Below are 19,051 nucleotides of genomic sequence, written 5' to 3' on the forward strand. Positions count from 1 at the left end.
ATAAAATATACTTCTATCTAACTATTGTGCTTTTTTACGATAAGCGTAAGAAGGAATCGATGACCATTTCGGGGTATTGTGCTGAAGTTTTGCCACAACTACCGTCATATCATCTTCAATTAAACCTGATTTTGTTCGAATAACTTCTTCCATAATTAAGTCTGCAATTTCTTGTGGATCGTTTGTTTGAAGCTCGCCAATTTTTCGCTTCATCCACATTTCGTAGTTCTCAACGTGTTTCGGTCCTTCAAATACACCGTCACTCATCATAATTAACAAGTCTTCCGCCTTCATTTGTTCATTCACAACATCCACTTCAAATTCTTCAATAATGCCCATTGGCAAATTGCTTGCCTGTATTTTAATAACCTTATCTCCGCGTTTGATGAAGCTTGGCGTAGAACCGATTTTCAAGAAGTTTACATTGGCATCTTGTAAATCAATCATCGCTAAATCTAAGGTCGAAAAGATCTCATCGTTTGTACGCAGGGATAAAATAGAGTTAATCGATTTGATTGCAATTGTCTCTTCTATTCCTGTTTGTAAAATTTGTTTTAACAGCTGAAGCGTTTCGCTGCTTTCATAGTGGGCACGCTCTCCATTTCCCATGCCATCACTAATAGCTAGTGCATACTTACCGGCGTTTAGCTCAATCATGGAATAGCTGTCACCGGATACAAACCCTCCGCCTTTAGCAGCATGTGCTACGCCTGTATCAACAACGTATGCTTTTGTACAGCCAAACGAAACGTGGCAATAGCCTTGAGGATATTTAGCACATTCTTCGTTCTTTACTACAATACTTTCACCTAAAATATCCGTAAGCATTGGCGCAATAATTTTCTCGCATTCTCCTCTTCCGTGACAATATGGCACCCACATTTCAATATCTACATTTCCAGGTTCTAAGCTATAAATTTCAATTTGATTGATTTCCATCCCAAAGTTACGAAGAGCTTCTAAAATCTGTTCTTCTTGTACATTTAAATTTTCGCGCTCTCGCTTAATTTCTTTTGCAAAATCCCCCATGACTTCAGAGACACCGTGAAGCTGTTCTGCTACAATCCTTCTACTTTCTTGAATTTGTGCTTTTAAGTGCTGATTGGCTTTAAAATACGTAAGTTCATGCTCAATCACATCGATGACTTTTTTCGATTTCACGCAATGTTTGTCCATTTCTCGAATTAGCCTTGGATTTTGTTCAAGAGTGCCATTATCAACTTCAAGCATAATTTCCTTCATATATTCATAGGTTGTATCAAACTGCTGTGCCCAGCATTGTTCTTTTTTAAAACAAAATTGGCACGTCCTTTCGGTAACGCTGCTTAAGAAATAATCAACTTCTTTATCAGCGCTTGGCTTTTCATCGTAAAATCCATTTTGCGTAAAGCTTTTGGAAAGTGCTTGAAAAACATTTGAAAACTGTTCTACGCGATTTGCTGTTACATCTCGGATCTTACGCACGTACTGCTGTTGTTCAAGCATATTTTCAGATGTCCCTGGTACTAGTTTACTTAAGTTTTTCAAAACAAAAGATGGGGTTAATAAAAATAGGACAACGGCCGTCAGTGATTCATACAAATTAGTCGTCAATCCTTGATCTGCCTGAGCATATAGGCCAATTAGCAATGAACCAACAACCAGCCCTAGAGCTGCCCCTAGCTTTTTACCGTCTTTTAAAAGTCCTCCAAGCAAGCCAGAAAAAGCGAGTAAACTCATTTCGTACAAACTAGAAACATTCGCGAAACTTAAAATTAAACCGGTTACGACCCCGACCGTAGCTCCTATCGTAGGGCCAGATACAAACGCAAAAACTAGTACTAAGTAACGAGATAATATATGTTCAGCCGAAAGGCCGTAAATCATCCACCCTATTGTCCCTGTCATAACAGATGCCAACAAAATAATAAGAGAAATCACTTCTTCTGTTTTTAATGATTGTTTTCGCTTTCGATATGAAATTAAAGGCACGCTTTGTAGGAAAATCATTGTTAAGATAAAGCTCAACCCTGCTTCTACTGCCACAAATGTAAAATCATACATGGTGAATTCCTTGGTAAACACATAAAAAATAGTTAGTTTTGTAAGTAACATCGCGCTAAATACAGTGAACGGCAGTTTCTTTAACGGATCCATTGTCAGTATGCCGCTAAATCGATGAATTAGTAAGAAAACAAATAGTGTAGCAAATACGGTACCTCCATTTTGAATGGAAACACTAAATGCCCCTGCCAATACGGCTAAACTTGCTAACGGTGCTTTTTCTTTCTTTATAGCCATTACGGCTGCAAAGAATGGCAAAGCAAATGGCATGATTTTCATTAAAATTAACGCTCGTCCTAATAAGAAACCTACGACTAGCAGCAATAATCCCCATTGAAATAACACCTTTTCCGTTTTCATACCCGCCTTTGTAAATACACGGGACATTTCTAATCTAGTTCGGTTAAATACCGCCTCTGTTGTTGGACTTGCAAAATCTCTTTCCGTCTTTTGCATTCTCCCACCACCCGCTAATTATACTTATTCGTTATTATATCGCGGCGAAAGGTGAAATTTTGTCAAACGGACTAGCAAAATACCTATAATCGTTCGACTATTTTCTAGTATTATATTGAAAACTATACAAAAAGATGTACAATCTTACATGGAGATTTAAAAAATATGAGAGATACTGTTCGCCCCAGAGAAAGCCTATGCTCATCATTCTTTTTTAAAAGCAAATAAAAGTCTATAAAAATAACAAAAAAGTTATTGACAATAACCCTGCTTTTTTATATTATTATAAATGTCTTTTAGAGAACGTATAATGGCGGTGTAGCTCAGCTGGCTAGAGCGTACGGTTCATACCCGTGAGGTCGGGGGTTCGATCCCCTCCGCCGCTACTCGAATAACGGCCCGTTGGTCAAGCGGTTAAGACACCGCCCTTTCACGGCGGTAACACGGGTTCGAATCCCGTACGGGTCATCAAAAAGCATGTACAACAAGTACATGCTTTTTTTCTACTCTTTTTTACATATAAAAAAAGCACCTTTTAGATAAAAGGTACTTTCCAAAAACTCGCTATCTATTTGATATAAGCAGCAAGTTAACCGCGTTTTGCACCGCGTCCACCGCGTTTTGATTCGGTATGGCGTTTTAGGGAAGATAAACGTTCTTCACTGTCTTTTAAGAAACGATTCATTTTTTGTTCGAATGTTTCTTTTGTACGGAAATCATTACCGCCACCACGATTGTTATTACGTTGTGGGCGTGAATCACGTGGACGGTCTGAGCGTGGCGCTCTTGCAGGACGCTCTGGTCTTTCTGGACGTTCTGGTTTGTCTACCGCTTTCTTAATTGAAAGACCAATTTTACCATCTTTCTCAACGTTAATTACTTTGACTTCAACTTCGTCGCCCACTTTTAAATGGTCGTTAATGTCCTTTACGTAATTATCAGCTACTTCACTGATATGAACCAAGCCTGTTGAACCTCCTGGTAACTCAACAAAAGCTCCAAAGTTCGTAATACCTGTTACCTTTCCCTGTAACTTGCTGCCTACTTCGATTGACATAAAAAAAATGCTCCTCCTTAAATGATAAAAGAAATCAATTTATTATATTATACAAAAAGCAAAAATACACTGTCAACGAACCATACGTTTAGTCTTTTTTTACATTAAAGATAATTTCCCCGTCTTCTGATAAAAAATAATCTCTGCGGGCAATCTTTTTAATATAATCATCGTCATTTAACTTGACGATTTCACCTTTTAACTGTTTTTGCTTGCTTTGTAATTTTGTCAGCTGCTGTTCTAATTTCACCTTCTCAGCTTTTTTGTTCTCAATAGCTGAGGTTTGCGTAATTAAAGCTGATACCATCAATCCACCAATGATTAAGGCCAACACTCCGAAAACAGTCAAACGCCTAATTAAACCGATACGCTTTCGATCTGTATTTTGTTTAATTTGTTCTTGTTTATGGCTATAATCAGTATTTAACTTCGCGACCTTTTTTTTTCGTACCGCACTCATTGAATTAGTCGTCCCCCTTGTTTTTTAAAGTGTTCACCCATGCAACGACTCTCATTATCATATTCTTTGCACGATTGTAAATTCCTTCTATATACCGAAAACCCATATGTAAAAATCGTTTTACAGGTTTAGGCATCATTCTCCAAAATACGAAAAGAACCCACCTAGTCGGTAAGTAAATAAGCTTTAGACAGAATACGAGCAGTTTATGAACAGCTCGGTAGATCCCTAAAGCGACTACAAGTAGAATATGAATAAAGAAGCGGATAGGCTTGACCAAAAAAATATTACTAAGCGTTAAAACACCTCGATATAAACTTAATACGCTCGAGACAGTAAATGTTAATACTTTTAAATACAGTGATTGAAATAAGCTTTGATACGCGGCAAAGCCGCAAAACAAAGCAAGAAACGCATACAAACGCAGTTCTCCTTCATTCACTAAAAACAACACATAAAAAATGAGAAGAGCTTGCACCATCCAAAACAATACGTCATTTACAAATACGAACCATGGGCGTGATTTAGAGCGATTAACAAAGTAACGATAAGTATCGAGAGAAGCACCTAAACCGCTTCCCATCGATACCATCGCAAGCATTGTATAGAGCTGAATGTTTAAACTCATCGAAACAACTTACTAAAGAATCCTTTAGCCTTCTCCGATTGGTTCTCATCTAAGTAAACTATATCAAAGATTTTTCCTTTTATCGATACAATTCCTTGATCAACGTCTAAATTTTTCATTTGCAGATTTTGCCCTCTAACTGACAAGAAACCCATCACTGTTTCAAGTAAAAATTCCTCATTGTCAAAGCTCTCTACCTGCTTCACACCCGTGATATCTAAGAGACGCCGACCCTTCATCACTAAATCATGATTTGGAGTATGGTCTTTGTTTGAATTGCTTGTTTCATAAAATTGGCTCATATCTTCATCCCCACCTCATTCATTAAGAGCATTCGCTCTTGTTATCTGTTGTTTAAAACATATGAATGAGAAAGGTGATTTAGAACAAGCCTTCATCAGTTATACTTCAGATGAAATACGCTCTTCTTTGACAATTGAGTACAAATTAGCTGCTTCTTCTTTTTTAGCTGCTTCTTGAAGAGCCTCTATTTTAACGGTAATTTTCTTCGTGCCAAATGTGATGGCTAATTCATCTCCTACTTTCACATTTGTGCTTGCTTTTGCAACGATACCATTAATCGTAATACGGCCCTTGTCTGATACTTCTTTTGCCAATGTACGGCGCTTAATTAAACGTGATACTTTTAAAAATTTATCTAACCTCATAATTCCCTCACCTTTCTGTTTTACAAACCTGTTTTTTTGGCTTCTTCCCAAAATTCATCTAACTCTTTTAACGAAAAAGATTCAAATGGTTTTTCAGAAGCTCTCACTTTTTCTTCAATATATTGAAATCGATTTAAAAATTTTGTATTCGTTTTAGCTAATGCAGCTTCAGAGTCGATTTTATAAAATCTTGCAATATTCACTAAAGCAAATAAAATATCTCCAAATTCATCGCTCATTTTTTCTTTATCAGCATGCTGTACTTCATCTTGGAATTCAGCAAGTTCTTCCTGTACTTTTTCCCACATAGGTTCAACTTCTGACCAATCGAAACCAACTTTTGCAGCTTGTTTTTGGTATCCGTGCGCTTTCATTAAAGAAGGCATAGCCCCAGGTACAGAAGCTAACAGAGAAGAAGGCTCCTCTCCTTTTTCTTCTTTTTTGATTTCATCCCAATTTTTTAAGACCTCATCTGCATCATTCACGCTCACTTCCCCAAATACATGCGGATGGCGTCTTACCATTTTCTCTGAAACACTGCGAATGACGTCATCAATTGAAAACATTCCTTCATCTTCACCGATTTGTGCATGAAGCAATACCTGCAGCAATACATCACCGAGCTCTTCAATCATATTATCGTCATCTTGACGGTCAATTGCATCTAATAACTCATAAGACTCTTCTAGCAAATAGCGCTTGAGCGATTCATGCGTTTGTTTTTGATCCCAAGGACATCCGTTTGGCCCTCTGAGCGTGGCAATAATCCTTCTGAATGAGTCAAATTGATGGTATAAAACCGTTTCGTCCGCTACTGGAGGGACATAAATAGTCGTTAAGTTATTGAGCGACATTTCTCTATCTAATTCATACAGCTTGACCGGCTGGATTTTTTCTTCACTGCTTCCCGCTGCCGTTACAATGTAAACGAGGTAATCATCAGGAACGTGTTCCATCAGCGTTAGTTTTACCTCTGAAGCAACGAACTGATCGTACACTTGAGCAATTAGAACATGACCCGTTAACTCTATTTCGCTTCGCTTTAAGTCTGTTCCGTCTAGCAGCTGAAATCCTTCAATAGGATCGATCTTTAGTGCGCCAAAAATTGGATCTAAGAAGCTTTGTCCCCCTTTAATTTCAACAGGAATGCTGCGTTCTTTTCCTTTTTGTAAAAGTAATTGAACCGTACGTTCTGCCACTAAAGGATGCCCGGGAACGGCATACACCACTTCTTCTACTGAAGCTTTATCGATTAAATCATTTGATATATGTTCATATACCTCTTCAAATCCATCATAAGATTCGTATACGTCATCATAGGATACGTACGTCAAGCCTTCACTTTCTAATTCTTTGATTACAGGATGTTCTTTTGTGCGCATATAAATATGCTTTTCCTGCTGCAGCAAGCGATAGATGCCTACGGGTAGCTGCTCTAAATCGCCTGCTCCTAAACCAATAACTGTTACTTTACCTGTCATTGCTTCACCTTCTTATTTATTTTTTAATACGTATTTAGCTAAAACACTTCCCATTGGAAGTAAACGTAATTCCTCTTCGGTAAAAATATGTTGTTTCATAATGATAAACAAATAAAACAAACCGCCTATTAAAACACCAGATCCTGTTTCAACCACTTGTTTGCTTGTATCTAAACCATTAGACCATACAAAGTGATGTAAACAAAATAAATAGCTTTGTAAAAGAATGACCATTGCTATGCCCGTTATAAAAATACCTCCACTCGCCTTTTTCGGAACGAGCGATACAGCTAGCTTTTTATACAGACAAAATAGATTGATTGCTGCAACAATAGCGAATCCAGCTGAGGAAGCAATGGCTGCTCCTATGGTTTGAAAATCTGGTATTAGCCAAAGATTCAATATCAGTTTAACCGTCATGCCAGCGATGACGGCTATTACAGGTGCGAAAACAGCTCCCATCCCCTGAAGCACAGCTCCAGCAGTTGCTGCTACGGTTGTAAATATAACTAACAAGCTCAAAATTTGTAAAACGTCCGTTCCGTCGGAGTTACTATATAAAAGCATATTAATGGGTTTCATCAGCGCAATCAAGCCAAAGGCTGCTCCAACTCCGACTACAAGCGATAGTCGGAGAGACAGCTGAACTTTTTCAAGCACAAATGACAAGTTCTTTTTCGCAATGGCTGAAGAAATAACGGGTACAAGTGAAAGTGAAAAAGCTGTACCTACTACTGTACCTAATTGAATCAACGGAAGTCCACGGTCATAAATACCTTTTGAAACTTTTGCTGCCTGTTCAGCCATGCCATGCGCCGTCAGACCGGAATATAATGTAAAGGAATCAATAAGCTGAATAAACAGCAGACCCATAGCGCTGATACAAATTAATAAACCTTGAATAATAAGGATTTTCACTACTTTTTTGATGTCTGCTTTTTTTATGCGTTGAAATACTCCCTTAGAATTTGTCTTTGTTCTAAAAACAAATAAACATAAAATAATAAGAGATGTTATACCGCCTGTTATGGAACCAAAAATAGCTCCTGCTCCTGCAGTATAAGGACCATACCCATGGTGGATAAAGAAAATAGATAGGCACAAAATAGTCCCTACTCGAACAATTTGTTCTGCGATTTGAGACAACGCAGTAGGAAACATATTATATAATCCTTGATAATAACCACGAATGACAGCAATAAACGGAATAAGTAAAAACGAAAATGAAATAATTTGAATGAGAAGCGTTAACTGACGATCTCCCATCCACTCGGCAATCGTTTCTGCAAAGATATATTGGAGGGAAAACATTATGCAGCCTACTACAAACAAAAAAGCAAATGAAACTTGAAGTATTCCTCGGATTTCCTTTCTCCGATTTGTTGCCACATAATCGGCTACTAACTTTGAAATAATTACAGGGAAACCGTATGTACCTAGCTGTAGCGCAATTCCATATAGCGGATAAACTTGCTGATAGATATAAAACCCTATATCTCCCGCAATATGGTGATATGGAATACGGTAAGTAGCACTTAAGATTTTCGTAAATAAACCTGCGAGCGTTAAAATAATCGCGCCGTTAAAAATAGAATAGAGCTTTGATTGTTTCTGCATTCCTACACCTTTCACCTGCAGCTTGTAATTATGTGAACAACGCTTTTTATGAGCCGCTAACTGTAGAAGAATAGCGCTTTGTTCTTATAAAACATCCTGCACTTTCCAATAAATAAAATACCGTACCATTATATCATGTTCTCTTTATTTCTAAGGTAAGACAGCATGAAAAAAGGTAGCAGAAACTGCTACCTTTTCAGTAAATAATGTAAAATAAAGATAATTACGCTTACTGCTCCATTTGACGAGATAAGAAGCTAGCTGCCGTTTCGGCTGCTTTATGCTCTACTTCACCAAGAGACTTCTCTTTTGAGAAGATGACAACAGCTCCAATCGGATCTCCATTTGCAATAATCGGACCGATTGTGTAAGAAGAAATATTTTCTTCGTATCCATCGACAAATTCAAGGTTTTTCCCATCAGTTACTAAAGAAGAACTGCGGCTTTCCATAACAGATTCTACTAAAGAACTAATGTTTTTATTTAAGTATTCTTTTTTAGAGCTTCCTGCTACCGCAATAAATACATCGCGGTCACAAATAAGTACAGGATGACCTAAGCTATCGTATAGCGCTTCGCCATACTCTTTTGCAAAATCTCCTAATTCACTAATTGGCGAATATTTCTTTAAAATAACTTCTCCATCGCGATCGACGAAAATCTCTAGCGGGTCTCCCTCTCGGATGCGAAGTGTTCTTCTAATTTCTTTTGGAATCACAACGCGACCCAAATCATCAATACGACGAACAATACCTGTTGCTTTCATTCATTGAAGCCTCTCTTTCATATGATGATTAAAATAGTTGGTGAATATCACTGATGGCTATATGATAAAAGGTTCACCTTTGTTGAGGTTAGTATTCTTCACTCTACAACTTCTATTCACCAACCATCTCTTTTTTTGTTAAAAAGTGTGCTTTTATTAAAAAAATGTCCAAAAAACCGCCAAAACATGGGGATTTGGACATTTTTATTTCGGCTATATAAAAAGAAGGCTCAAAAATGAGCCTTCTTTTTAATTCGTAACTTGTTCTTTTTTAACAGTGGCTACTCCTTTTACTAACTGATACACAATATTGAGCCATTCTTTTTGAGCAAGTCCTTTTACGTTAACCACTAATTTTACTTTCTTGCCTTCCATACCTAAGCTGACCATTCTGCCAAATTGATCACCTAGCATGAATAATTTTTGGCCGTCTATCGTTGAGCTCGCTTCTTCAGAAAGCAGAATAGAAATTTCTTGTTTTGACTGAAGAATAGATTCTACTAGGTTCTGCGTTGCATATACTTTTGTTTCAGCTACTTTAAACAAATACTCAACCTCAGCCGGATACTCCCCAAAACGATCAATCATTTCATCTTGCAATTCTTGAATATCCTCTAGTGCTTCAATTCCTCTAAAGCGCTTATACATCTCAATTTTCAAGCGGCCGTCTGTAATGTACTGATCAGGGATATACGCGTCTAAGTCCAGATTCATTTCCACATTAAATTTCACACTTTCTCCGTCAGACCCGCGTCTTTCCTCTATCGCTTCTTTAAGCATTTGTGAATAGAGATCGAAACCGACAGAATCGATAAATCCATGCTGCTGAGCACCCAGTAGGTTTCCGGCGCCACGTATTGAAAGATCACGCATAGCAATTTTAAAACCAGAACCTAATTCAGTAAATTCCTTAATAGCTTGCAGACGCTTTTCAGCTACTTCTGTCAGTACTTTGTCTTTATGATACGTAAAGTACGCATATGCCACGCGATTTGAACGACCTACGCGTCCTCTTAATTGATACAGTTGTGATAATCCCATCTTATCAGCATTGTTAACAATGAGCGTATTTACATTTGGAATATCTACTCCTGTTTCGATAATAGTTGTACTCACAATCACGTCATATTCGCCTTCTAAAAAGCTTAAAATAACCGCTTCGAGTTCTGTTTCATTCATTTTTCCGTGGGCATACGTTACCCTAGCATCAGGCACGAGCATCGAAATTTCTTCTGCTTTTCGTTCAATATCTTCTACGCGATTATATAAAAAGTAAACTTGGCCATCACGCGCTAACTCACGCTCAATCGCTTCACGAACTAGAACTGGATTATACTCCACTACATATGTTTGAACCGGAAAACGATTTTCAGGCGGCGTTTCAATAACAGACAAATCCCTTACACCCAACATAGACATATGTAATGTTCGTGGAATAGGTGTTGCTGTAAGTGTAAGGACATCAACGTTTGCTTTCATTTGCTTGATTTTTTCCTTGTGCGTTACACCAAAACGTTGCTCTTCATCGATAACTAACAACCCTAAATCCTTATAAATCACATCTTTAGATAGTAAACGATGTGTACCAATCACTACATCTACGGTCCCGTTTTTTAGCCCTTTAATTGTTTCCTGCTGCTGTTTACGGCTGCGAAAGCGACTCAATAGCCCAATATTAATTGGGTAGTCTTGAAAACGCTCACGGATGGTTTCATAATGCTGCTGAGCTAAAATAGTGGTTGGTACTAAAATAGCCACTTGTTTTCCATCTGTCACAGCTTTAAACGCAGCACGAATGGCTACTTCTGTTTTTCCGTATCCAACGTCTCCACAAAGCAGACGATCCATTGGTCTTTCATGTTCCATATCCTTTTTAATTTCTTGTACAGAACGAAGCTGATCTTCGGTTTCTTGATAAGGGAAAGCTGTTTCAAATTCTCTCTGTAAATCGCCATCCGGGGAAAATGCATAACCTTTACTTGCTTCGCGCTCTGCATACAGTTTAATTAAGTCATCAGCGATGTCTTGAACAGAAGACTCAACTTTTCGTTTCACTTTCTTCCAGTCATTTCCGCCAAGTTTATATACTTTCGGCTCTTTCCCTTCAGAGCCTACATATTTTTGTACTTGATCAATCTGTTCAACAGGAACGTACAGCTTGTCAGAGCCTTCATATTTGATATGGATATAATCTTTATGATTACCGTTAATCTCTAACGTTTCCATTCCTAAATAACGGCCAATACCGTGGTTCACGTGAACGACATAGTCACCTACGTTTAACTCTGAATAGCTTTTAATACGCTCTGCATTGGAAAGCTTTTGACGACGCTTTGATTTCTTGATCCGTTTTTTAAACAATTCTTCCTCGGTTAAAACTGCTAATTTTTGCATCGGCAGTTCAAAGCCCATTTGTAAATCGCCTTCAATAATTTGAACAAGACCTGGCACAAGCTGACCATTTCCATCTAAAATAGATGAATCAATATCATAATCTGCTAGCACCCCTTCGAGTTTTTTCACGCGCTCTTTATCTGCTCCTAAGAGGACTACCGTATAATTAGCATTTTTCCAACGTTCAATTTCACTTTTTAATAAGTTCATTTGGCCGTAAAACTGCTGCATCTGCTTACATGAAATATTAATAATATTTTGCGGACTCGTATACGATACGTGCTTCAAAAATAACGATAAGTATAAAAACTGATGTTTTGCTCGCTGAATAAGAGATGGGAGCTTATGAGATAATTGAACATCTCGAACAATTTGCCCCTGTCCTAATAATTCTGTTATCCATTCAGCTTCCTCTGTTTCAAGCTGATCAGACGTCTCTTGAATTCGAGTTGTTTCATCAAAGATGACAAGGCCACCTTCTGGTAAATAATCTAGTAAACTAGCAGGCGATTCGTAAAAGAATGATAAATACTTGAACATATTTTCAAGAAGTTGACCTTGACGCAGCTGTTCGATTTCACCTTTAATATTTTCTGTTAAGGTAGCTTTTAGCGCTGCGTTTTTCACTTGCTGCAGCGTCGAAGCCAGCTGTGCTTCTAGTTCTTCAATTCCTTGGGCCACTTCATTTTGGCTCACAATGATTTCCGTAGCAGGGCCGATTGAAATTTCTTTTAACTGCTCTTGAGAGCGTTGATCCTCAATTGTAAAAGTACGAATGGAATCAATCTCTGTATCAAATAGTTCAATTCGGACAGGTAACTCTTCTGTTAACGGATAGATGTCAATTATTCCTCCGCGCACACTAAACTCACCCGGAGCTGAAACCATCGATGCCCGCTCATAGCCCAACTCAACTAACCTTTTCAAATAATGATCAACGTCGATGTCAATTCCCATTTGAAACGGCAGCTGCGTTTGCTCCCATCTTGCTTTAGGAGGTAGCAGCTTTCGAATCCCTGCAAGCGGCGTTACAACTACTCCACCTGTATGTTGACTCCAATAATTGAGTACTTCAATTCGCTGAGCCTTTAATTCTGGACTTGCAATCCCCACTTCTGTAGCAACTAAATCGTTAACAGGGTATAAGAAAACGTCTTTTTCCGGTAAAAGGTGCAAAAGGTCTTCATACACTTTTTGGGCTTGATATAAATTATGAGTCACTACTAATAAGGGGTATTTTTTATCCTCATTTAAGAGTGCCATTAATACAGATCGAGCTGAACCGGAAATTCCCGTTACTAACTGTTCTTTCAAACCTTCTTCTAAACTGCTGACAACAGCTCCAATTTCTTTATTTTCTTCAAATTGCTGTCTAATCCCTCGCAAAGGAATTCCCTCCTCCCATGATATGTCTAAACTAAACAGAAAAACGCTTTGGTTTGAGACCAAAGCTTTTTATTGTATAAATGTTTCGTACTGATGATAGTCTGGATTTCGTTCTAGCGCTTCTTGACAGTCTTCACAAATAATTTTAACCACGATGTCTCCACTATTATGGTAGTGAATAAAGTCTTTTCGTTCATCTGCGGTCAGGTGATTAAAACCGAGTGCTTCTGTATTGTGAGCTGTCTTTTCTATCATACCGACTTTTGCGCCACAATGTCTACAGAAATAATGAATAGACATACAAATCCTCCCAAATCTTTTAGTGTTAGTATGGACGATTGAGAGAAATTTTATTCTGCTTAATTATAGCGATTCATTACTTCTAAGAACGTTTGACCTAAAAAGTCTTCACTCGCGTGCACAGACGTTTTCATCGCTTCTTCCATATGAACCATTTCATCTTCTGTAAAGCGCCCTAGTACATAGTCAACTACTTTCATACCGTTTTTCGGACGATCAATCCCAATACGAATTCGGTTAAACTCTTGGGTTTTTAAATGCTGAATAATTGATTTTATTCCGTTATGGCCGCCTGGACTTCCTTTTGTACGCAATCTTACTTTTCCGCACGGTAAATCTAAGTCATCGTAAATAACAAGCAAGTCTTCGACGTCTATATCAAAATAGTCCATTAACGGGCGAATACTTTCTCCTGATAAATTCATATATGTTAGAGGCTTTAATAATATGACTTTTTCTCCTCTTATTATACCTGTTCCATATATTCCGTTAAACTTTGTTTTATCTAATGAAATCATAAACTGTTCGGCAATTTTATCAATTGCCATAAATCCTATGTTATGACGAGTACGGTCATATTCTTTTCCAGGATTCCCTAAACCAACGATTAATTTCAAAATAGATACTCCTTTCCACTCTATGTAAGTTGTACATAATAGGTAAATGTCTTTAATGTTTTACATTACTATATAGTATCACTTTTATTATAATCAATTCACACAAAAAGACGTAACCTTTTGGTTACGTCTTTTTATATTATTCTTCGCTATCTTTTTCTTTTGTTGCTTCAACGTCGCCTTCAGCATCCTGAACTTCGCCGCTATCCGGCTCTTCTTCCTGTTGAGGAGGTAGTACAGAAGCAACTGTATCTTCTGCATCATGCGTAATTTCTAGCTTTTTATCTACCTTAATATCCCCTACTGTAATTGTATCGTTAATTCCCAAATCTGATACATCTACATCAATAGATGATGGGATATCTTGCGGCAAGCCTTTTAATGAAATTTCATATAGAGACTGCTGTAATACGCCGCCTTCTTTTGTTCCTTTTGCTTCTCCTACTAGAGATAAAGAAACTTCAGTATCAATTTCTTTCTTCATGTCGACCACTTGGAAATCGGCGTGGACAATTTCGTTTTTTAATGGATCGGTTTGAATATCATGTAACATTACGGAATATTTTTGCTTGTCCACTTGTAATGTTAACACTCCATTGCGTCCTGCTTCACGAATAGTCTTAATAAAATCAGCACTGTTTAAGTAAATAGGCGTGGATTCTGTTTTATTTCCGTAAACAACCGCTGGGAAGTTTCCTTCGTCGCGAATTTTTCTATTTGTAGAATTTTTGAAATCCGTTCTTTTATTTGCTTGAATTGAAACACTCATTTTATTCACCTTCCAGTATGTTTTCTACTTAAAATGTACCCTTTTTAGAAGGCTGCTAAACATAAAACTCGTTTCAATCAGCAATATATCTTTGCTCATCCCGTCCAAATCCCTTTAAAACCAAGGATTAGCCCATTTAATTTTTTTCAAAAAAACCTCTTTCCAAATGGAAAGAGGTTCTGTTTATCAATCAAATAACGTACTAACTGATTGCTCTTCGTGAACACGAATAATCGCTTCACCAATTAACGGAGCTACCGAAAGTTCTGTTACTTTACCAATTTTCTTATCTTCTGTTAAAGCAATAGAGTTTGTTACAGCTAGCTCTTTGATTGTAGAATTTTGAATACGCTCAATCGCAGGGCCTGAAAGAACTGGGTGTGTACAACAAGCATATACTTCTTTTGCACCTGCTTCAATTAATGCACTTGCACCAATTGTAATTGTACCAGCTGTATCAATCATGTCATCAATCAAGATTGCTGTTTTCCCTTCCACTTGTCCAACAATGTTCATAACTTCTGCTACGTTTGGACGTGGGCGACGTTTGTCAATGATAGCGATCGGCGCTTTTAGACGTTCCGCTAAACGGCGAGCACGCGTTACGCCACCGTGGTCCGGAGATACAACAACAACGTCATCAAGGTTTTTACTCTTGAAGTATTCACCTAAAATTGGAACACCTACTAAATGGTCAATTGGAATATCGAAGAAACCTTGAATTTGAGGAGCATGTAAATCTAATGTGATAATACGAGTAGCTCCCGCTTTTTCAATGATATTTGCTGCTAATTTGGCAGTGATTGGTTCACGTGCACGAGCTTTACGATCCTGACGAGCATAGCCATAGTAAGGCATAACGATGTTAATTGTTTTAGCTGATGCACGTTTTAATGCATCAATCATAATTAATAATTCCATTAAGTGTTCGTTAACTGGAGCACTTGTTGATTGAATGATAAATACATCACAACCACGGATACTTTCTTCAATGTTAATTTGAATTTCACCGTCACTGAAACGATCAACCGAACATTTACCTAATTCCACACCAATTACTTTTGCGATCTCTTCAGCTAAAGCCTTGTTTGAATTTAGCGTAAATAACTTTAAATTTTCATCAGCATATACATTTGACATTTTATTGTGAAACCTCCGTCAGGATTTTTTATTAATATCAAGCTTTTCAGCATAGTTTTCTTTATTTACTTGTTTCGCACGAGCAATTGATAATGCTTTTCCTGGCACATTATCCGTTACGGTTGAACCAGCTGCAACATAGGCGCCTTCACCAATTGTTACAGGTGCAATTAAGTTTGAGTTACATCCTACGAATGCCCCATCTTCAATCTTTGTTAAAAATTTATTTTTCCCATCGTAGTTAACTGTAATAGATCCGCACCCTAAGTTTACACCTTTTCCGACCTCTGCGTCTCCAATATAACTTAAATGAGAAGCTTTGCTACCTTTGCCAAAAGATGCTTTTTTAATTTCTACAAAGTTTCCTACGCGCACTTCATCTCCAATTAATGATTGAGGACGAATATGTGCAAATGGGCCAATTGTGACTTCGTGACCAATTTCACTATCGTGAGCAACAGAATGGCGAATAGAAGTATTATTACCTATTTTGCAGTCTTTAATTTCACTGTTAGGTCCTACTTCACAGTTCTCTCCAATTACAACTGTTCCTTGAATAACCGTACCAGGATAAATAACCGTATCTCTGCCAATGACAGCATCTGCTGAAATGTACGTGTTAGAAGGATCCACAATCGTCACTCCATTTAACATATGCTGCTTGTTGATACGCTTTTTCATTGTTTCTTCTGCTTGAGACAGAGCAAATCGATCATTAACGCCCAATGTTTCAGCAAAATCGGATGTTTGATATGCAGAAATAATTTGACCTTCATTTTTTAGAATTTCGATAACATCAGGTAAATAGTACTCTCCCTGTACATTATCATTTGAAACTTTTGAAAGTGTCTCAAATAATTTCTCATTATCAAAACAGTACGTACCAGTATTAATTTCCTGTACAAGACGCTCTTGTTCTGTGGCATCTTTATGCTCAACAATCTTTTCAACAGAGCCTTGTTCATTTCGAATGATGCGTCCATATCCTGTTGGATCTTCTGCATGAGCCGTTAAAATAGTTGCCATTGCATTTGTTGCTTCATGATGCTTTAATAAAGATTCAATTGTTTCAGCTGTAATAAGCGGAGTATCTCCACATACAACAATTGTCGTACCTTTTTCATGTGCAAGTAAAGATTCTGCTTGCATTACTGCATGAGCTGTTCCTAACTGCTCTTCTTGTAAAGCAAATAAGCTTTTATCTCCAACATGTGATTTCACTTTTTCGGCACCGTGACCTACAACTGTAATTAAATTTGTTAAATCTAAGCGTGATAACTGATCAATTACGTGTTGCACCATCGGTTTGCCACACACAGGGTGTAACACTTTATATAAAGATGACTTCATACGTGTACCCTGACCAGCTGCCAATATGACTGCATATCTTTTTGACATAACAGGCCTCCAATTTTACCTTTTTATCCATTAAGAATATTATATCAAAAATGACAGCATTTCAAGGAATCATTTATAAGTCATGAATTTTATTTTTTGGTAATGCTAAAGTTTTACAAAGGTGTGAAATTATATAAGCGGTAATCAAAAAGAAAAGAGCCTACTTTTCAGTAGACTCTTAATGTATCATATGTTTACGAAGCACCCGCTTCTTCGAATTCAACTTCTACCTCACCTAAACGATGATATTCTGCTAAAACAGCATCTTGAATCTTTCCGCGAGTATTTGAATTGATTGGATGTGCAATATCACGGAACTCACCATCCGGTGTACGTTTACTTGGCATGGCTACAAATAAGCCATTATTACCATCAATCACACGAATATCATGAACAACAAATTCACCATCTAATGTGATTGAAGCAATCGCTCTCATACGTCCTTCAGTGTTCACGCGGCGTAATCTTACGTCAGTTACTTCCATCTTGTTCACCACCTTTTTCTATGCGAAGCTTTACATACTTAATTCCACAGAATTTTGTGTTTTCCTGCTATTCAGAAAAAATTTTTAGAAAATTTTCGCAAAAAAAGTGAACAATTGGAAGTTACTTGCTTTTTGTTAGAAATTTGTTAATTTAATTACCCTTTAACAAGCGCAATAACTTCAATTTCAACAAGTACATCTTTAGGTAGTCTCGCTACTTCTACACATGAACGTGCCGGCTTATGGTCGCCGAAGTAGTCACCATAGACTTCATTTAATGCTGCGAAGTCGTTCATATCTTTAATGAACACGGTTGCCTTTACAACTGTATTTAGAGAAGCTCCTGCTTCTTCAAGAACTGCTTTTAGATTTTCAAATACTTGAGTAGCTTGTACTTGAACATCGCCTTCGACCAACGTACCATCTGGACGAAGTGGAATTTGACCTGAACTGTAAAACAAGTTATTCACAACAATTCCCTGTGAATATGGACCAATAGCTTGCGGTGCATTTTTTGTTTGAACCTGTAACATATGTTCCTCTCCCTTACTTGATCAAATATATTTTAAGTAATTGCCTTCCTGTACACGAATTTGTTTATCTTTAATATTTACATCTGTTAATTGTACAAGAGACACATACTCATCCACTAAACGTTCTTCAATATCTTCTGATTCTACTAAAACTCCAATACCAGCAACAGTTGCATCAAACTCTTCAAGCAAACTAACCATTCCATTTACCGTACCGCCGGCTTTCATGAAGTCATCAATGATGAGTACATTTGACCCCACCGCTAAACTTCTCTTAGCTAACAGCATCGTTTGAATGCGCTTAGATGAACCTGACACGTAGTTAATACTAACGGTCGATCCTTCAGTTACTTTACTGTCTCTGCGCACAATAACAACGGGCACGTCTAAATACTGAGCAACCGCATACGCAATAGGAATACCTTTTGTTGCTACAGTCATCACCACATCGATTTTGCGGTTAGCAAAAAGCGATGCATACAAGCGACCGATTTTATTCACAACGCGGGGGTTCCCTAAAATATCAGTTAAATATAAATATCCACCTGGCAATAAACGCTCAGGTTTTTCAATCAACCCACATAATTCTTGAACAAGCTGACCGGCTTCTTCATTCGTCATCTTTGGAATGAATTTAACTCCGCCGGCAGCCCCTGGTAGCGTAACCAAAGTTCCGATACCCTGCTGTTCAAAAGTTTGTTTAATAATCGCCATATCTTCGCTAATAGATGATTTTGCGGAATCATATTTATCTGCAAAATACGTAAGAGGGATAAGGCGCTGAGGGTTTTGAATGAAATAGTTGGTCATATCAATTAATCGTCCACTACGTCGAAACTTCATAACATCCTCC

The 19,051-nt window shown here is 37.7% G+C and carries 18 protein-coding genes and 2 tRNA genes; 2 read left to right on the forward strand and 18 right to left on the reverse strand.

Going from position 1 to position 19,051, the window contains the following annotated elements; translation table 11 throughout:
• Nucleotides 1-21: 21 nt before the first annotated feature.
• A complete protein-coding gene (gene spoIIE, locus ACH6EI_RS26350) occupies nt 22-2,499 on the reverse strand; it encodes a stage II sporulation protein E (RefSeq protein ID WP_099330564.1) in 2,478 nt (825 codons plus the stop codon).
• A gap of 312 nt (nt 2,500-2,811) precedes the next feature.
• Between spoIIE and ACH6EI_RS26355 the strand changes: the two genes are divergently transcribed.
• Nucleotides 2,812-2,885 (forward strand) — tRNA-Met (locus ACH6EI_RS26355).
• Between the two features lie 10 nt (nt 2,886-2,895).
• Nucleotides 2,896-2,967: transfer RNA gene (locus tag ACH6EI_RS26360), tRNA-Glu, on the forward strand.
• A 121-nt stretch (nt 2,968-3,088) separates the two neighbouring features.
• Here ACH6EI_RS26360 and ACH6EI_RS26365 read toward each other — a convergent pair.
• From ACH6EI_RS26365 to purR, 17 genes are all read right to left on the reverse strand, one after another.
• The gene (locus ACH6EI_RS26365) at nt 3,089-3,556 is read right to left on the reverse strand and encodes a S1 domain-containing RNA-binding protein (protein WP_013054879.1); all 468 of its coding nucleotides are present in this window, start codon (nt 3,554-3,556) and stop codon (nt 3,089-3,091) included.
• A gap of 88 nt (nt 3,557-3,644) precedes the next feature.
• Nucleotides 3,645-4,016, reverse strand: a complete 372-nt coding sequence (locus ACH6EI_RS26370; protein WP_013054878.1) for an FtsB family cell division protein — start codon at nt 4,014-4,016, stop codon at nt 3,645-3,647.
• 4 nt (nt 4,017-4,020) lie between these two features.
• A complete protein-coding gene (gene yabQ, locus ACH6EI_RS26375) occupies nt 4,021-4,644 on the reverse strand; it encodes a spore cortex biosynthesis protein YabQ (RefSeq protein WP_028412646.1) in 624 nt (207 codons plus the stop codon).
• Entirely contained in the window at nt 4,641-4,946 is a 306-nt protein-coding gene (gene yabP / locus ACH6EI_RS26380; RefSeq protein WP_013054876.1) for a sporulation protein YabP, read from the reverse strand. Before yabP ends, yabQ begins: the two co-directional genes overlap by 4 nt.
• Before the next feature lie 99 nt (nt 4,947-5,045).
• Nucleotides 5,046-5,312, reverse strand: a complete 267-nt coding sequence (locus ACH6EI_RS26385; protein ID WP_013054875.1) for an RNA-binding S4 domain-containing protein — start codon at nt 5,310-5,312, stop codon at nt 5,046-5,048.
• A gap of 20 nt (nt 5,313-5,332) precedes the next feature.
• Nucleotides 5,333-6,793: a bifunctional methyltransferase/pyrophosphohydrolase YabN gene (gene yabN, locus ACH6EI_RS26390; protein ID WP_028412645.1), complete on the reverse strand. Its 1,461-nt coding sequence runs from the start codon at nt 6,791-6,793 to the stop codon at nt 5,333-5,335.
• Nucleotides 6,794-6,805: 12 nt separating this feature from the next.
• The gene (locus ACH6EI_RS26395) at nt 6,806-8,410 is read right to left on the reverse strand and encodes a putative polysaccharide biosynthesis protein (protein WP_028412644.1); all 1,605 of its coding nucleotides are present in this window, start codon (nt 8,408-8,410) and stop codon (nt 6,806-6,808) included.
• A gap of 229 nt (nt 8,411-8,639) precedes the next feature.
• Complete coding sequence (spoVT, locus tag ACH6EI_RS26400) at nt 8,640-9,176, reverse strand: stage V sporulation protein T (protein ID WP_028412643.1); 537 nt, start codon at nt 9,174-9,176, stop codon at nt 8,640-8,642.
• A gap of 249 nt (nt 9,177-9,425) precedes the next feature.
• Nucleotides 9,426-12,956 carry a transcription-repair coupling factor gene (gene mfd, locus ACH6EI_RS26405; RefSeq protein WP_028412642.1) on the reverse strand — a complete coding sequence of 1,177 codons (3,531 nt, stop codon included), beginning with the start codon at nt 12,954-12,956 and terminating at the stop codon, nt 9,426-9,428.
• 69 nt (nt 12,957-13,025) lie between these two features.
• Nucleotides 13,026-13,256, reverse strand: coding sequence for an anti-sigma-F factor Fin (gene fin / locus ACH6EI_RS26410; protein WP_013054869.1), 231 nt, complete (start codon nt 13,254-13,256; stop codon nt 13,026-13,028).
• Nucleotides 13,257-13,315: 59 nt separating this feature from the next.
• A complete protein-coding gene (gene pth, locus ACH6EI_RS26415) occupies nt 13,316-13,873 on the reverse strand; it encodes an aminoacyl-tRNA hydrolase (protein ID WP_028412641.1) in 558 nt (185 codons plus the stop codon).
• Between the two features lie 139 nt (nt 13,874-14,012).
• Nucleotides 14,013-14,642, reverse strand: coding sequence for a 50S ribosomal protein L25/general stress protein Ctc (locus ACH6EI_RS26420; RefSeq protein ID WP_099330563.1), 630 nt, complete (start codon nt 14,640-14,642; stop codon nt 14,013-14,015).
• Between the two features lie 186 nt (nt 14,643-14,828).
• A complete protein-coding gene (locus ACH6EI_RS26425; RefSeq protein WP_014462059.1) occupies nt 14,829-15,782 on the reverse strand; it encodes a ribose-phosphate diphosphokinase in 954 nt (317 codons plus the stop codon).
• 18 nt (nt 15,783-15,800) lie between these two features.
• Nucleotides 15,801-17,180, reverse strand: a complete 1,380-nt coding sequence (gene glmU, locus ACH6EI_RS26430; protein WP_028412639.1) for a bifunctional UDP-N-acetylglucosamine diphosphorylase/glucosamine-1-phosphate N-acetyltransferase GlmU — start codon at nt 17,178-17,180, stop codon at nt 15,801-15,803.
• A 194-nt stretch (nt 17,181-17,374) separates the two neighbouring features.
• On the reverse strand, nt 17,375-17,665 hold the full coding sequence (gene spoVG / locus ACH6EI_RS26435) for a septation regulator SpoVG (protein WP_013054864.1): 291 nt from the start codon (nt 17,663-17,665) through the stop codon (nt 17,375-17,377).
• A gap of 155 nt (nt 17,666-17,820) precedes the next feature.
• On the reverse strand, nt 17,821-18,198 hold the full coding sequence (locus ACH6EI_RS26440) for a RidA family protein (RefSeq protein WP_013054863.1): 378 nt from the start codon (nt 18,196-18,198) through the stop codon (nt 17,821-17,823).
• Nucleotides 18,199-18,219: 21 nt separating this feature from the next.
• Nucleotides 18,220-19,041: a pur operon repressor gene (gene purR / locus ACH6EI_RS26445; protein ID WP_013054862.1), complete on the reverse strand. Its 822-nt coding sequence runs from the start codon at nt 19,039-19,041 to the stop codon at nt 18,220-18,222.
• Nucleotides 19,042-19,051: the final 10 nt, after the last annotated feature.

This window comes from Priestia sp. JSM ZJ58, assembly GCF_044383985.1.
Lineage (GTDB): Bacteria > Bacillota > Bacilli > Bacillales > Bacillaceae_H > Priestia > Priestia zanthoxyli.

Coding starts and splice junctions, on each gene's coding strand:
- spoIIE (WP_099330564.1), bottom strand. CDS start 2,499: ATGCAAAAGACGGAAAGAGATTTTGCAAGTCCAACAACAGAGGCGGTA.
- ACH6EI_RS26365 (WP_013054879.1), bottom strand. CDS start 3,556: ATGTCAATCGAAGTAGGCAGCAAGTTACAGGGAAAGGTAACAGGTATT.
- ACH6EI_RS26370 (WP_013054878.1), bottom strand. CDS start 4,016: ATGAGTGCGGTACGAAAAAAAAAGGTCGCGAAGTTAAATACTGATTAT.
- yabQ (WP_028412646.1), bottom strand. CDS start 4,644: ATGAGTTTAAACATTCAGCTCTATACAATGCTTGCGATGGTATCGATG.
- yabP (WP_013054876.1), bottom strand. CDS start 4,946: ATGAGCCAATTTTATGAAACAAGCAATTCAAACAAAGACCATACTCCA.
- ACH6EI_RS26385 (WP_013054875.1), bottom strand. CDS start 5,312: ATGAGGTTAGATAAATTTTTAAAAGTATCACGTTTAATTAAGCGCCGT.
- yabN (WP_028412645.1), bottom strand. CDS start 6,793: ATGACAGGTAAAGTAACAGTTATTGGTTTAGGAGCAGGCGATTTAGAG.
- ACH6EI_RS26395 (WP_028412644.1), bottom strand. CDS start 8,410: ATGCAGAAACAATCAAAGCTCTATTCTATTTTTAACGGCGCGATTATT.
- spoVT (WP_028412643.1), bottom strand. CDS start 9,176: ATGAAAGCAACAGGTATTGTTCGTCGTATTGATGATTTGGGTCGCGTT.
- fin (WP_013054869.1), bottom strand. CDS start 13,256: ATGTCTATTCATTATTTCTGTAGACATTGTGGCGCAAAAGTCGGTATG.
- ACH6EI_RS26420 (WP_099330563.1), bottom strand. CDS start 14,642: ATGAGTGTTTCAATTCAAGCAAATAAAAGAACGGATTTCAAAAATTCT.
- ACH6EI_RS26425 (WP_014462059.1), bottom strand. CDS start 15,782: ATGTCAAATGTATATGCTGATGAAAATTTAAAGTTATTTACGCTAAAT.
- glmU (WP_028412639.1), bottom strand. CDS start 17,180: ATGTCAAAAAGATATGCAGTCATATTGGCAGCTGGTCAGGGTACACGT.
- spoVG (WP_013054864.1), bottom strand. CDS start 17,665: ATGGAAGTAACTGACGTAAGATTACGCCGCGTGAACACTGAAGGACGT.
- ACH6EI_RS26440 (WP_013054863.1), bottom strand. CDS start 18,198: ATGTTACAGGTTCAAACAAAAAATGCACCGCAAGCTATTGGTCCATAT.
- purR (WP_013054862.1), bottom strand. CDS start 19,041: ATGAAGTTTCGACGTAGTGGACGATTAATTGATATGACCAACTATTTC.